Source organism: Paenibacillus sp. FSL H8-0261 (assembly GCF_045040645.1).
Taxonomy (GTDB): domain Bacteria; phylum Bacillota; class Bacilli; order Paenibacillales; family Paenibacillaceae; genus Paenibacillus_AQ.
The window spans coordinates 2,479,857-2,495,054 of record NZ_CP150297.1; the positions used below are offsets into that span (position 1 = coordinate 2,479,857).

10 protein-coding genes are annotated in these 15,198 nt (G+C 45.9%); 7 read left to right on the forward strand and 3 right to left on the reverse strand.

From position 1 onward, the window contains the following. Positions 1-66: 66 nt before the first annotated feature. Positions 67-903 carry a helix-turn-helix domain-containing protein gene (locus tag MHI27_RS10685; RefSeq protein WP_405176216.1) on the reverse strand — a complete coding sequence of 279 codons (837 nt, stop codon included), beginning with the start codon at positions 901-903 and terminating at the stop codon, positions 67-69. 189 nt (positions 904-1,092) lie between these two features. Here MHI27_RS10685 and MHI27_RS10690 point away from each other — a divergent pair, with 189 nt between their 5' ends. From MHI27_RS10690 to cls, 5 genes are all read left to right on the forward strand, one after another. Further along, a complete protein-coding gene (locus MHI27_RS10690) occupies positions 1,093-2,238 on the forward strand; it encodes a DUF2264 domain-containing protein (protein ID WP_339247062.1) in 1,146 nt (381 codons plus the stop codon). Positions 2,239-2,276: 38 nt separating this feature from the next. Beyond that, positions 2,277-4,094, forward strand: coding sequence for a hypothetical protein (locus MHI27_RS10695; RefSeq protein ID WP_405176217.1), 1,818 nt, complete (start codon positions 2,277-2,279; stop codon positions 4,092-4,094). 45 nt (positions 4,095-4,139) lie between these two features. Further along, a complete protein-coding gene (locus MHI27_RS10700; RefSeq protein ID WP_405176218.1) occupies positions 4,140-5,276 on the forward strand; it encodes a glycoside hydrolase family 88 protein in 1,137 nt (378 codons plus the stop codon). An 8-nt stretch (positions 5,277-5,284) separates the two neighbouring features. Beyond that, a complete protein-coding gene (locus MHI27_RS10705) occupies positions 5,285-7,165 on the forward strand; it encodes a DUF2264 domain-containing protein (RefSeq protein WP_405176219.1) in 1,881 nt (626 codons plus the stop codon). Between the two features lie 280 nt (positions 7,166-7,445). Then, complete coding sequence (cls, locus tag MHI27_RS10710; protein ID WP_076298493.1) at positions 7,446-8,900, forward strand: cardiolipin synthase; 1,455 nt, start codon at positions 7,446-7,448, stop codon at positions 8,898-8,900. Positions 8,901-8,986: 86 nt separating this feature from the next. Here cls and MHI27_RS10715 read toward each other — a convergent pair whose 3' ends face one another. Further along, positions 8,987-9,775, reverse strand: coding sequence for a YheC/YheD family protein (locus MHI27_RS10715; RefSeq protein ID WP_341060362.1), 789 nt, complete (start codon positions 9,773-9,775; stop codon positions 8,987-8,989). Positions 9,776-9,879: 104 nt separating this feature from the next. Here MHI27_RS10715 and sbnA point away from each other — a divergent pair, with 104 nt between their 5' ends. Together sbnA and MHI27_RS10725 are read left to right on the forward strand one after the other, a co-directional pair. Continuing rightward, entirely contained in the window at positions 9,880-12,153 is a 2,274-nt protein-coding gene (gene sbnA, locus MHI27_RS10720) for a 2,3-diaminopropionate biosynthesis protein SbnA (RefSeq protein WP_405176220.1), read from the forward strand. A gap of 31 nt (positions 12,154-12,184) precedes the next feature. Then, entirely contained in the window at positions 12,185-13,150 is a 966-nt protein-coding gene (locus MHI27_RS10725) for a 2,3-diaminopropionate biosynthesis protein SbnB (protein ID WP_405176221.1), read from the forward strand. A 165-nt stretch (positions 13,151-13,315) separates the two neighbouring features. Here MHI27_RS10725 and MHI27_RS10730 read toward each other — a convergent pair whose 3' ends face one another. Continuing rightward, positions 13,316-15,058, reverse strand: a complete 1,743-nt coding sequence (locus tag MHI27_RS10730; RefSeq protein WP_405176222.1) for an SGNH/GDSL hydrolase family protein — start codon at positions 15,056-15,058, stop codon at positions 13,316-13,318. Positions 15,059-15,198 lie beyond the last annotated feature (140 nt).

The window sequence follows — 15,198 nt, forward strand, 5'->3', positions numbered from 1 at the left end:
TGCCAGGTTTTTTTATAAGTTCAAAGAAGGGTTTATACAATTGCGAGTCGTCGATAAGTGGCAATGTCAGCTTTTTTTGCCGTATTTTCCAGGTGGAATGCCCGTGATGTTCTTGAAAGTACGTATGAAATTGGCATAGTCATTGAAGCCGGATAGATAACAGGTATCGGATACGGAGTTTCCGGCGGATAGGAGCTGTTTGGATAAAGCGATTTTTTTAAGCAGGACGTAACGGTAGATCGTTCCTCCTGTCTGCTGCTTGAACAGGTGACTAAGATAATATTTATCGATGTTTAATTCACCAGCGATCTGCTCTAGCGACAGATTCAGATGCAGATGGTTATCGATATAGCGCATGGCCGATTGAATATGCGATGAAATAATACTGGGTATGGTGGAAGTAGTACGGCTATATAGCTCATTAATGAGGACCAGAATCTGGATCAGATAAGTTAAAGCCAGAACCTCACTGCCGTATTGAGGATTCTCCAAGATTGCAATCAGGCGAAAGGCAAGGGTCATGTACTCTGCAAGCAGTGTTTCATCCATTTGAGCGAGATTCTGCTCTCCGGGCTGACGGTTCTGGAAACAGGCGAGCAGATTTGTGGTTGCGGTGCAGAAGGGATATACAAGTGGAGCTTTGAAATGAATTGTTAATCGTTCGTAAGGCTCCGGAGATAAATTAATGATTTTATGAATCTCGTGATTGTTGAATAAGAGCACATTGCCACGTTGAAGCGGATAGCTGTACTGATCCACAAATCCGTTCACCGTGCCGCCTAAAAATAGGAAGATTTCAAAGTGATCATGAATATGAAAATCTTTGGTGGGTGAGATCGGTGAATTGCCGATGCCCGCCAGTATGTCGCCTTCGAACGGCTGATAATACTGGGCATGTTTCATCCGGATAACCCCTTTCAGATTAATAGCAATAAACGCAATAAATAATCATTAATCGCAAAGACATTGCAATAATACAACACTAAACTATAGAAGAAGATTACGCAATAAACCAAGTATATAGCTGGTCTGAACATGAGTAGTAGGGATCTGCATCTGCTGAATAGACGCAATTGAAAGGGTGGATGGTGTATGAATAGTACGAAACACCGCAAATATTGGCTGGATACGATGCTACAGATAGGGAATCCAGTACTTGACGCTTTGTCGCAAAGAAAATTAAAGGAACGGCTGCCCACCGAGTTTCATAGTGACAGGAGCAAGTTTGCGCATTTGGAGGCATTCGCCAGGTTGGCCTGTGGAATGGCCCCATGGCTAGAGCTTGAAGGGCTGGAGGGTGAAGAAGAAGAGCTCAGGGCTCGTTATGTCCTATTGATGCTGGAATGCATCGATGCTGCTGTTGATCCATCATCACCTGACTATATGGATTTTAAGTCCGAAGGCCAACCGTTGGTCGATGCGGCATTTCTCGCTCATGCGTTGGTGCGTGCACCGAAGCAGCTTGCCGGGCGGCTGAATGAGCGGGTCAAAGGTAATTTAATAACAGCCTTGAAGCGTACGCGCCGGACTGCACCCAGCGGGAGCAATTGGCTGCTGTTTAGCGCAATGGTTGAAGCAGCTTTGTATATACTCGGCGATTCAGAATATGACCGGATGCGTGTTGGTTATGCGATCCACATGTTCATGGATTGGTATAAAGGCGATGGTATCTACGGGGATGGCAAGGACTTTCACTGGGATCATTACAATAGCTTTGTCATTCAGCCGATGCTTGTGGATGTGGTTACACTTTTTGAACGGGACTCGGAGCAATACTCCGTATTGAGGCCATTGATTCTGGAGCGGGCACAAAGATACGCAACTGTTCTGGAACGGATGATTGCGCCGGACGGAACGTATCCGTTTATCGGGCGCTCTATCGTTTACCGTTTTGGTGCGTTTCAGCTGCTATCACAAGCGGCGCTACAGCATTTTCTGGAGGATGCGCTATCACCCGCACAGGTACGCTGCGCCTTGACCGCTGTAATCACACGGACTATGGGATTTCCAGGGACGCTGGATGAGGACGGGTGGCTACGTCCGGGGGTGTATGGTTACCAGCCCGAGCTTGCGGAGAGCTATATCAATACGGGAAGTCTCTATTTATGCGCTTCAGTATTTCTTCCTCTGGGGTTACTTCCTTCAGATCCTTTCTGGGCAGGGACAGAACTGAAATGGACAGCACAAAGAATCGCAGCCGGAGAGGATGTTATGAGAGATCATGCCTTAAGTAGATAGGGGGATCTGATCTAATTGGTCAAAGGGAGGGGAAAAGCATGAACAGACAGGAGCTTTTCGGAATTGTCCAAGAAATGAAGCCAGCAAATCTGAGCTTGTATTATCCTGATGGAGAATCGGATGCTTTTTGGAAACAAGCCTTATTATCCGAGACATTAAAGGAAGATATCAGCGAAATCCGCGAGGAGGCTCAAAGATTAGACAGCCAGCCTATATCAGAGCTGACGGATACGCTATTTTCAATTTTTGCGCGCACAGGTTCGAGGTTGGAATATGAACGGGTCTATTTCGAACGGAGAAGAAGGCTGAATACATATGTATTTATGACCTTGCTTGAGCCGGATAATGTCAGACTTCTGGAGAACCTGGAAAATATCCTATGGTCTATATGCGAAGAGTACACATGGTGCCTGCCAGCCCATCTTCCTGCAGATCATAATACAGAGAATTTTGATCAGTTTATTGATCTGTTCTCCTCGGAGACCGCTTTTACCCTTGCCGAAATTTCTCTATTACTGGGAGTACGACTTCCGCTGCTTCTTCGATCCCGAATCAGACATGAAGTAGAAAAGAGAATATTTCGACCTTTTATTGAATGTGGTCCTTATGAATGGGAGACTGCACGTCATAACTGGGCAGCAGTGTGCGCAGGGTCGATCGGGGCAGCCGCCTTATTGATGTTGGATGATCCTGCTACGCTGACGAATATCCTGCTGAAGACAGAGCGCAGCATGAGCTACTATCTGGAAGGCTTCGGGGATGATGGGGCCTGCCTGGAAGGTCTGAGTTACTGGAACTACGGATTTGGCTATTTCACGTATTACAGCGATCTTCTCCGGGTTAGAAGTGAGGGAAGAGTAGACTGGTTTGCAACGGACAAAGTGCGAAGTATCGCTCAGTTCCAACAGAAAATTTTCATCGGTGGCAATTTTGTCGCCAATTTCTCTGACTCAGAGCCTCGAATTCACATACATATGGGCTTGTCCCATTATTTAGCTGATACCTATCCAGAAGTAGAATGTCCTCCGCCTGTGCTTCGCACTCCTTACGCTAAGGATCACTGCAGCCGCTGGGCTCCGGCTTTTCGAAATCTCATCTGGAGAAGGACCGGCGATGAGAAACAGGATCAGGATTGGGGAGCCGCCAGTTATTATCTTCCTGATGCGGGATGGCTTGTCTCGCGTTATCAGTCCGGAGGAAGTTCGTTCGGTTTTGCGGCTAAGGGAGGGCATAACGCTGAACCTCATAATCATAATGATCTGGGACAGTTCATTCTGTCAGGTGGAGGCGAAATCTATGCAGCTGATCTCGGCTGTGGAGAGTATACGGCTGAATATTTTGGGGCTGGCCGTTATCAATATGATTGTAACGGCTCGCAGGGACATTCGGTTCCGATCATCGGCGGCCAGTATCAACTGGCTGGCAGGAAGCATAGTGCTGCAGTTCTGTACGCGTCGGCTGCGGTTGAAAAAGATGAACTGAAGCTGGAGCTGTCTCAGGCATACGAAGTGGAAGAGCTTCAATCCCTGATCCGCTCTATGGTTTGGTACAAGGGGCAGCATCCTCGCTTGGAGTTAATGGACGAGTACCAGTATAACGGTAAGTCAGTGAGCTGGACAGAGCGGTTCGTTACCTTGCGTCGTCCGAAAATGCTGCGTTCTGGTGTTGTGCTGCTGCCCGGAACTGGAGTAGGCGGAGTGGAACTGACTTATGATGTTCAGATCGTTGAGCCAGAGATTACTGCACGTGAGTATCGGGATCATTTTGGCAGGGATACGGTCTGGCATACGCTAGACTTTCATGCTCTTAAGCCCGGTTCTGAAGGAAAATTAGTATTCACCTTTCAATTTATATAAATGATGAAAGAAATAGTGGACCATTCTAAGAAGGCGGTGTTTGAAATGAATATAACGGAAAACCCAACTTGGCTGGATGAAGCTTGGAACAAGGCACTTGAAAAGACAAGATGTAACAGTGGAAAGATCGGTGCAGAATTTCCACACGCGAGTCAAGTTGGTAAATACTTGCTTGAAGCACCGAACTGGTGGACAGCAGGGTTCTGGCCGGGAATGCTCTGGCAGTTTTATTCTGAAAGTGGGGACGAAAGCCTTAAAATGATCGCAGAGCGCTGCGAAGAGAGACTCGACGAGGTACTGGACGGCTACGTTAAGCTGGATCACGATTTAGGCTTCATGTGGATTCTTACCAGTGTGGCAAATTATAAGTTAACGGGTAGCGAAGCGTCGCGAATTCGGGCATTAAAGGCAGCTAACTACCTGGCAGCCCGCTTCAATCTGAAAGGACATTATATTCGGGCTTGGAATCCATGGAGTGAAGGGGAGGACAATAGCGGAGTTGCTATTATCGACTGCTGCATGAACACCAGCCTGTTGTTCTGGGCTTCCGAGACAACAAGTGATCCCCGCTATCGTCATATCGCAGAGGCGCATATGGATACTGTGCTGGAGCATTTTATCCGACCGGACGGCTCCGTGTACCACATCGTCAAATTCAACCCGGAGACGGGTGAAGTGGTGGAGAAGCTTGGTGGGCAAGGCTTTGCGCCCGAATCGGCTTGGTCACGCGGCACGGCTTGGGCTATTTACGGCCTAGCGCTTGCCTATCATCATACGGGAAAGCAAAGCTACTTGGATGCATCCAAGCAGGTAGCGCATTTCTTCTTGACCCGACTTCCGGATGATCACGTTCCACATTGGGATTTCCGCGCTCCCGGTGAAGTCGGCGAGATACGTGATAGCTCCGCTGGTTCCTGCGCAGCGAGTGGATTGCTGCTGCTAGCCGACCAGGTGGATGATTCGGAGTCCCATGTGTACCGGAACGGGGCTATAAGAATAGTGGAATCTCTCTACAGGAATTATGGCAGTTGGGACAATGTGGACGAGGAAGGGTTGCTGCTTCATGGTACAAGTAACTACCCTGAGAACCGGAATATAGATGTTCCTCTTATCTACGGTGATTTTTTCTATGTCGAAGCACTGGCTCGGCTTAAAGCAGCAGGACCCTTCTATTGGGAATAGGGGGGATTATGATGAACAATGAGAAATCATTTTCTCGTATTGGCGATAATCCGCTAAAGACCCGTGAGGATCTGGTGATCGCTCTTGAGCATCTTACGGATCCACTTCGGCCGTTCTACAGTAAAGGAGGCTCACGACTTAAAATTGGCAAAACAGGGGCGAGCTATTCGGCAGCAACTGCTGAAATGGAAGGTTTCTCGCGGGTGTTGTGGGGTTTGGTACCCCTGCTCATTGGTGGTGGAGACAGCGAACTCTGGGACATCGTGCTGGATGGCATTCGGCATGGCACCGATCCTTCTCATGAAGAATATTGGGGAGAGGTGAAGGACTACGATCAGCGTTTGGTCGAAATGGCGGTCTTCGGCTTCGCATTGGCAGCCATTCCTGAACAGATTTGTTTGCCGCTTGCTCCGAATGAGCAGGATCAATTATACCGTTGGCTGAATCAAATAAACACCCATCCTTGCTATGATTGTAATTGGCTGTTCTTTAACGTTCTAGTCAATATCGGATTTCGCAAAATCGGTCGTCCCTACGACGCAGGACAACTGGAGAGCAATTTAAAGCGCATGGATGATTTCTATTTGGGAGAGGGCTGGTACAGCGACGGGATTAATGGTCATAGCGATTATTACGTACCTTTTGCTATTCATTACTATGCACTGCTGTACGCAAAGCTGATGGAACAGGAAGACTCCGAACGTTCCCGTGTGTTCAAAGAACGGGCTCGATTGTTTGCTGCTGAATTCATCGGCTGGTTCGCACCCGACGGTTCCGCACTTCCTTATGGACGTAGCTTGACTTACCGCTTTGCCCAATCGGCATTTTGGAGCGCCGTTGCCTATGCAGATGTTGAAGGGTTTTCTGCTGGTGTGGTAAAAGGTCTGGTGCTGCGAAATCTGCGTTGGTGGTTCAGTCAGCCGATTGTTGACGCCGATGGCGTACTGACCATCGGATATACTTACCCGAATCTGGTCATGGCGGAGAATTACAATGCCCCCGGATCTCCGTATTGGGCGTTAAAGACTTTCTTGCCGCTGGCTCTAGGGGCGGATCATCCGTTCTGGAAGGAAGAGGAACTGCCGCTACCGTCCATTCCGGCTGTCATGGTTCAGAAGCCTGCACATCTTGTCATCGTCCGCGAGCACGCTTCCGGTCATGTAGCGGCCTTCAATAGCGGACATTTATACACGAATGAACATACCCACACCTCGGCCAAATACGAAAAATTCGTGTATTCAACAGGCTTCGGCTTCAGCGTGCCCCGCTCCGAATGGGGGCTCTCCCAAGGAGCGTTCGACGCTATGCTTGCGATGAGCGAGGTCGGAGACAACTTATACCGGGTACGACGCCAGAATATAGAGTCTGAGATGATAGACAACGTCCTTCGTTCCGTCTGGAAACCGTGGGCCAATGTCGAGGTTCAGACTTGGGTTGTCGCCGGACTGCCTTGGCATATTCGGATTCATCGAGTCGAAACTGGACGGTCGCTGGATACCGCAGAGGGTGGATTCGCACTTGGTCAAGAGAATGAAATAATATCGAAGATCGATGTGGCTGGTGCGATGGCCTCCACTGCTTGGGGAACCAGCGCAATCAAGGATTTGCTAGGTTGTCGGAAGGGTGAGTTGGTCTGGCCGAACGCCAATACGAACCTGCTTCACCCTCGAACGGTGCTGCCGATGCTGACGAGCACCCTTGAGCCGGGAATTCATTGGCTCGCTTCGGCCGTCTATGGTTGTCCCTCAGAGGGGGCTTTGGATATTCAGGCTGATCAAGCTGATGAGGTCCTCAAGCATTCACCTGAGCAAGATTTGAAAGTTAAGTTCAGCGAGGGAACGTTAACCATTGTCACTCATTTTGGGAGAGAAATCGTTCTTAATATATAATGAGTTGGTTGAATATTTCTCACACTAATTGAAAAGTCACAACAATAGCCCTGATGCAGAACTACTGCACTAGGGCTATTGTTTTTATGTGGATTTTTATGATTTTATCTTTTAATTATTGAGTTTTTTATCAAATGTTTTCTTAGATGGACAATTATGCTATAGTACTCTATCTAGTCATTTACAGAAGTATTGATTTATCAGACGATGAATAAACTGACTTTTGGCAAAACTAGAAATACCGACATCTATAGAAAGATAAGAAAGGCAGGAACTCCTTATGGACAACGGCAGTCTGGTCACGTGGATACTTTCATTTGTTATGATTATAAACATATTGCTCTCTGCTGGTTTTTTATTTTTTGAGAGGAGAGATATTGGTTATACGTGGGCGTGGCTTATGGTTTTTTATTTCATTCCCATTTTGGGCTTTATTATTTATCTCTTTCTTGGTCGTAATTTAGCAAAAAAGAATTTCTTTGGCCTTTCAGCTGAAGAAAGTAAATATCTACAATCAACTGTAGATCATCAATTGGCTACATTAAAGGATCAACGCGAGAATCAGAACGCTTTGTTAACGAAATATGCTGATTTAATTCATATGAACCTTGTTTCATCGAATGCGCTAATGACAACAGATAACGAGATAGCTATTTTTAACGATGGTAAACAAAAGTTTGACTCTTTATTTAATGATATTAGAAATGCCAAAAAAGAGGTCAACATTCAATATTACATCATCCAGCCTGATGATTTAGGGACAAAATTAAGAGATGAATTAACTAAAAAAGCCAAAGAAGGCGTAAAAGTGAGGGTTCTCTATGACGAAATCGGCTCCAAGAGACTTTCTCTTAAGTTCTTTAAAGAACTACTTTCTGCTGGTGGAGAAGTAGAGGTATTCTTTCCATCACTGCTTAGACCGATAAATTTTCGGATGAATAATCGAAATCATAGAAAACTATGTATCATCGATGGGGAAATTGCTTATATTGGTGGATTTAATGTGGGAAATGAATACTTAGGGATAGATAAAAAGTTTGGATATTGGCGGGATACACATTTTAGAATGAAGGGTGGTTCCGTTAATCAAATTCAAGGCAGGTTTCTTCTGGATTGGAAACATGCCCGGAAACACGAGCAGGTAAGCTTCGATCAATTTTCCTTTACTACTGGAGGTCATGCCGGATCAAGTCCCGCTCAAATTGTGTCTAGTGGTCCTAACTCGCTAGTTGAGCATCTGAAAAATATGTATATTAAGCTGATCTTGAACGCCAAACGGAGTGTGTATATTCAGACGCCATACTTCATTCCAGATAGCAGTTTTATGGATGCATGTAAAATTGCACTCCTATCCGGTGTGGATGTACGGATTATGATTCCAAATAAACCTGACCACCCTTTTGTATACTGGGCAACTTGGGCGTATGCAGGTGAATTATTGAATTATGGAGCGAAAATTCTGTTATATGAAAATGGTTTCTTGCATGCCAAGACGATTGTGGTAGATGAAGAAGTAGCGTCCGTAGGGACAATGAATATTGATTCCCGGAGCTTTAGACTCAATTTCGAAGTTAATGCAATTGTTTATGATGAGCAAGTTGCTAAACAGCTTCAAGAATTGTTTCATGAAGATAGCCAGTTAAGTACAGAGCTTACCCCTGAGCGTTATAAAGAAAGGTCCCTTATAATCAAATTTAAAGAGGGGATTTCTCGTCTTTTTTCGTCTATCCTCTGAATACACAGACCCTATACTCCGTACAAAAGGCGAGCTGTGGACTTGTAAATGCACAGTTCGCCGCGGCATATAGATTCTAATATGCTTCACACCATCCCTTGTTTTGATTTCATGCACTTGAGATTGTATGTGCGACCGTATACTTTTGCATATCTGACAATTCGGTCAATCATACGGGTGTCTTTCAGCTTAGTAAACGGGCACGGATCGGGAGCCGTATTCACTTCCAAGATCCATGGCTTGAGACGTTGATCTAAGGCAATATCTACACCGATTTCCTGAAGGCCAGGATAGACAGTGCTAAGCTGTCTGGCGGATTTCACTCCAATTTGCTTCAGGGATCGGATCAATATTGTACAATTCTCTGTGTTTGTGTAGGCTTTCAATAATTCCTCAACCGGATAAATCGTTCCTCCTTGACTCCCGTTTGTAACTACTTTGCGAGGATGCGCCACGCGTCCTGCAACCCCTGTTGCTTCCCACCCACCTTTAGAATTTCGCTGCACCATCACCCGGATATCGAATGGGCGGCCATCGTACACCAACAGCCTGATCCCCTTTTGAACTAAATAGGACTTTCCTTGGGCTTCTCGTAAGAGGGCCCGATATGCCGTGTCGTAATTAGAGAATTTGTGTACGTGGGTACCGGACTGATAGCTGTATTGTGCACGAGTAAGTTCAACCCGTATCACGCCCTGTCCTAAAGATCCGCAGCAAGGCTTAATGTACACCATCTTATATTTTTGTAGCATTTCATAGAGAGTGTTCTTATCCATTTTTTTTGTAAGCGGGACATGTTTATTTAACTCTTGATTTCTAACCAGCACCCTTGTCTTCGTCAGCTTATTGGATATACGACTTATCTGCTTCATCATTTTGTCCCTCCGTCTCAAAAGATCCATAGGCTATATTACGGAAATGCCTCAGCTTTTGATTGGGCAACCACCGAATCGTAGAACACACTGAAAGAACTCTACATATGATTATGGTAGGTATTTATCTATGGGCTGCAGCTAGCGGTCAACAGGAGGCGGCCATCATGCTGCTCGACAAAGACAAATTGCAGGATAAGTTATTTGAAGTAATTGAGGCATTTCCCTGGTATAAGAGGCTGATCGGCGGCGAAAGAGCGAATTCTAGCTTAGAGACGCTTCCGCTTATGACGTCGACAACACTAGATAATTATTATTATAATCAACCTTTTGATCCTTCTTTGACCGTATATAGGACGTCGGGTACAAGCACTGGCCGTCGAAAAGCGATACTTTACTCTAAGGAAGACGATAAGCACTATATAGATATTAAAACGAAGCTGTACGGTGATCTTATTGCGGGAAGCGGATGTGTTAGCGCTTTGGCGGATATGGGTACTGGGCATGCGGCGAACACTGCGCTGTCCATTTTTGAGCGGTTAGGATTGGAACATCATTCAATTCCCTTCGAATTGCCGATTGAGCAGCATATTGAACAGCTTCAAACCTTCAAGCCTGACTTACTCTACACAATGCCTTCCATCCTTGATCATATCGTACATGCTACTAGAGATCCGCAGGCTTTTGGAATCCGAAAGATTATTTTGGTAGGGGAAATCGCCTCATTAGGGTGGCAGCGGAATATGGCCCGTCTGTTCGGTCTTGAACCGCGCGACATCATTGATACGTATGGCTCTATTGAAATAGGCACGATTGCTTATTATTCACATGATCTTGGCAGGTATATTTTTGCTGATGGGATTTTTGCGGAAGGGGTTGGGGCGCAGGAGATTGGCGAAGAACTAAGTCCGCTTAGTAATGATGAAAGTGTTCTTGTTCTTACCTCCATGGTTCGCAAAATGCTGCCAGCTATTCGTTTCGTTACCTATGACGTTGTAAGGGACTTTAGGTCTGTGATGATAGATGGTGTGGAGAAGCAGAGCTTTAGTTCCATCGTCAAACGGGTGGGTCGGGAGCTGAAGCACGGGGAGAAAATAAGCCTGTACGATATCGAACAGGTCGTATACCGACATCTTGAAGATGCGATCATTCGGGTCAAATTGAGGAAGAACGCGCTGACCGTTTATATCAAAAGTAAATCTGCGGATAACACCATTGTCCCGAAGATCAAAGAGGAAATTAGGGAATGCATTCCGGAAATCGGCATGATGATTCGAAACCATCTGCTGGATGATATTGAGGTCATTATAGTAGGCAAAGACGAGTCAATGGACAGCGGAAAGGTTAAGAACAAAAAGCTATATTACCAGAAAGATAAAGATCGCGCAGAGATGGACTTCACTGATGGTATTTTGTCGACTATCGGAAATACACCCTTAATCAAGCTGAAGAGCTTGTTCTATAAAAGTGAGTTTGACGTCTATGCAAAAATGGAGCTGATGAACCCGGGGGGAAGCGCCAAAGATCGTCCCGCCCTGCGGATGATCCAAGAGGCATGGAAGGAAGAAACAATAGGCCCGGGAACCACCATCATTGAATCAAGCTCTGGTAATATGGCGATCAGCTTGGCCATGATTTGTAAGTATTTGGGGATGCGTTTTATCAGCGTTATTGATCCTAGAACCACGGAAACGAATCTGCAAATTCTGAAGGCGTTGGATGCCAAAATCGACTATGTCGCCAATCCTGATCCCGTAACAGGGGAGTTTCTTCCTGCTAGACTGAAACGTGTGCAGCAGTTGTTGGCGGAGATACCGGGCAGCTACTGGCCGAATCAGTATGCGAACGCAAATAATTATTTAGCCCACTACCATACGACAATGAAAGAAATCGTGACTGATCTTGAACGAGTGGATTATTTATTTTGCAGCGTTAGTACATGCGGAACCATACGGGGTCTTGCGGAATACGCAAGAGATCACGGACTTCGGACCAAGATCGTGGCTGTCGATGCAGAGGGAAGCGCGATTTTTGGCGGAAATAAGAGTACACGGCGCTTCCCAGGACTGGGTGCCGGCATCGTGCCACCTTTCTGCAGAACAGATATAATCGACCATATCGTGCATGTCTCGGATTCAGATATAGTAAAAGGTTGCCGGATGTTGGCGCAGAACGAATCCATCCTGGCTGGCGCATCCTCCGGTGGAGTCATTGCCGCCGTGAAGCAGATGGAGCCAGAATTGACTCCGGGAGCTGTCTGCGCAGTCATACTGCATGATAAGGGAGAGCGTTACCTCGATACCGTATATTCTGACTCATGGATTCAGAACCAATTCGGTCAGGAGCTGTTGGCTGAATGTGACGATCTCCCTGAGATGTAAGAAACGATATGTTTCATAAGGAGGTGACAGTATGCTGTACTTAAATGATCGAGATATACGGGCAGTAGGTGTTGATTGGCCTATTCTTGTGGAGTCGGTAGAAACCGCTGTGGGTATCATCGATTCAGGTGATTATGTCCAGCCGATAAAGCCTTACCTAAGGTATAAGAGTCCACAAAACCGAATTATTGCAATGCCCGCTTACGTAGGGGGAGAGGTGAACGCGGCAGGGATAAAGTGGATTTCTAGCTTCCCAGATAATACTGAGGCTGATCTTCCTCGCGCGCATAGCATCATTGTATTGAATGAACCAAGTACAGGCCGGCCTTCAGCCGTCTTGAACTCTCCGCTTCCCAGTATTATTAGGACGGCTTCCATCAGCGGACTGATGATTCGTTACTTTTTGCTGGCGCGTTCAGTGGAGCGGATTCATCTAGGCATTATCGGCTGGGGACCAATTGGGCAGTATCATTGTCAAATGGTTACGGCTTTGTACGGGGATCGAGTCGAACGTATCCGGATTTTCGATATCAAGGGAGTAGACTTATCAGGAATCTCATCTCTCTTTAGAGATAGGATGGAAGTGGCTAAGACGTGGGCGGACGTTTATCAGCATTCGAATATCTTTATTACTTGTACTGTATCCGAACATCGGTATATCAATCTGTATCCTGAAAAAGGTAGTCTTCTGTTGAATGTTTCACTGCGCGATTATAAGCCGGAGGCGTTAGCTTCGTTAAAAGCCATTATCGTCGACGATTGGGATGAAGCGTGCCGTGAGAATACGGATATTGAGCAGCTTCATTTGGAGCAGGGGCTCACTCGTGCTGACACCCAGATGATTACCGATGTTGTCTTGCGCCACAGCCTAGCTGAATTCGGCGAAGATGAACCGATCTTCTTTTGCCCGATGGGGATGGCCGTCTTTGATATCGCTACAGCGGTGTATTACGTGAACAAGGCGAGAGAAAAGGGGATAGGGACCGAGCTGGAGTAAGGAGAGCAAGAATGAGAGCAATTCTGTCCATTGTGATTGGTTGATTAAGTCGGCATTGTTTATTTGGCGGTATATTAGTGGGAAATGGACTAAATTCCAAGCGATACAATAAAGACAGCACCGATGAAGAATACATCGGGGCTGTCTTGCAACTGGTGCAACTGATTAAGGGGTATAACCGAAGCCTAGTATAGTAAAACACTTATCCTGATCTTCGGGTACCATTTTGATTTCTATCTGATGCTCACTGCTAGCTTCGTTTTGATATAGAATTACCGGATTGCAATGTGTCCAGTTGTTCACGTGAGGATCAGCAGTAACTGCAAGGCTGCCGTCTACGAAGATATCCGCTTTGCCGAATTCGCTGCTGCCGGAATCCTTGTATATGAGGATGAGATTTTTACTCGTTATTGTCAGCTTGAAGCTTTCTTCTCCAGACGCTCTTGAATGCATCCAATTATGAGGGAATTCCGGAGTACCGTGAGAGTCAGCATCCATTTCTACCCGCTGCAAATCGGTATCGATCCCCGAAAATCCGCCTACTTCGATCTTACCTGCGTCAAAATAGTTTTTTCGATCCAGCAGGAGGGTTCCTGCAAAATCATTCCCGATAACTGGTCGTTGATCCAATAAGATCTCATCTTCATTCATTAGTGATTTATGGGTTTCGGTGAATAAATAAGCGAGACAATCAGCCATTACCCGGTGCCCCTCATTTGTCGGATGATAGATATCATAGAAAAATTGCCGTTTAGAGATGATGTTGCCTTCAGCTTTACTCAGGCGGAACTGCTCGGATACGGCATCCTTTACACTAACCATAGGAAGATTATAATGGCGGCCAATGGGGGAGAGCCGATCCTGCAGGTTCCAGTCATTCATAAACACACTGAACAGAAGGATTACGGCTGGCTGATGATCGGCGGAAAGTATTTTTAAGCATAAGCTTTCAAAACAATTGCCTTTCGTTTCATCTCCTTCGTCGTTTACCGCAAATTCCACTACCACGATATCTGGTGATACGGAACCGTCTCTAAGAATATCTCTTTCATAACGGATGACGCCAAGCTCGGAGGGTGTTCCGCCGACCCCAGCCTTCACAAAATGGATGTTCTCGCCACCCTTTGTGCCTAATAAGTCTTTAAATCTTAAATACGACTGATAGGCATAACATTCCGTGTGTATCGGCTTAGCACCGGCTCCTTGAGTAATGGAACCTCCAATATAAGCGATCGTGACTTCCTCGCCCTTTATAGCCTTATTTATGGCAGCTTTTAATCTTTTATTATTACCAGCGTGCAGCAAGGATTGTGTAATGATCTTTTGGTACTCATTCGATTCAAAAGCAACTGGTGGTTCAAGGATTAGCTCTGGAACAGAATAGCCATCATGCAAATAAAAAATAACACTCGCAATCGCCAGTTCGCCTGCGTGATTAAATTCAAAAGCAAATTTTCCGAGCACATCATCTTCTTCAGAACCCGGATAATCTGCTAACTTCAAAATAACCTCTGAACCATCGGCGGGGCAGGGTACACGTAAATAACTGCCGGTTTCATATTTACTAGTTTTGCCCCAGTGCTGCAATAAAAAAGTGACTGGATCTTCCTGCGCGTTAGTCCTTCTCACGGATACTCCAATACTGTGGACTAATTTGCGAAATCCTGCACTGCTCCCCAGAAGCTCCAGAATTGCTTTATCTGTGACGCCGCCTATAAATCTGGTCTTATCGATCAGATAGTTACCTTCCAGATAAAATTCCTGTGAGGGTTTGCCTTCGGCTCTTGCTGTTGCTTCAATTGCTGTTTCATACAGCACAAAAAAGCCGTTTCTACGATCAGCCGGGTCCTTTGGAGCCTTCGGACCTTCAATCTGTTCGCCTGCAATGAGTTCGTTATTCTTTTCCATATGGATCATCCTCGCTTTATAAGGTTCTCTTGTTATGAATGCGCTTGCAAAGAAATGATTCTGTTACAAGGGAATACCTGTTAACAGTAACACCAATTATCTAGATTGTTCAACCGATAAACAAAGTTTCATTTAATAAT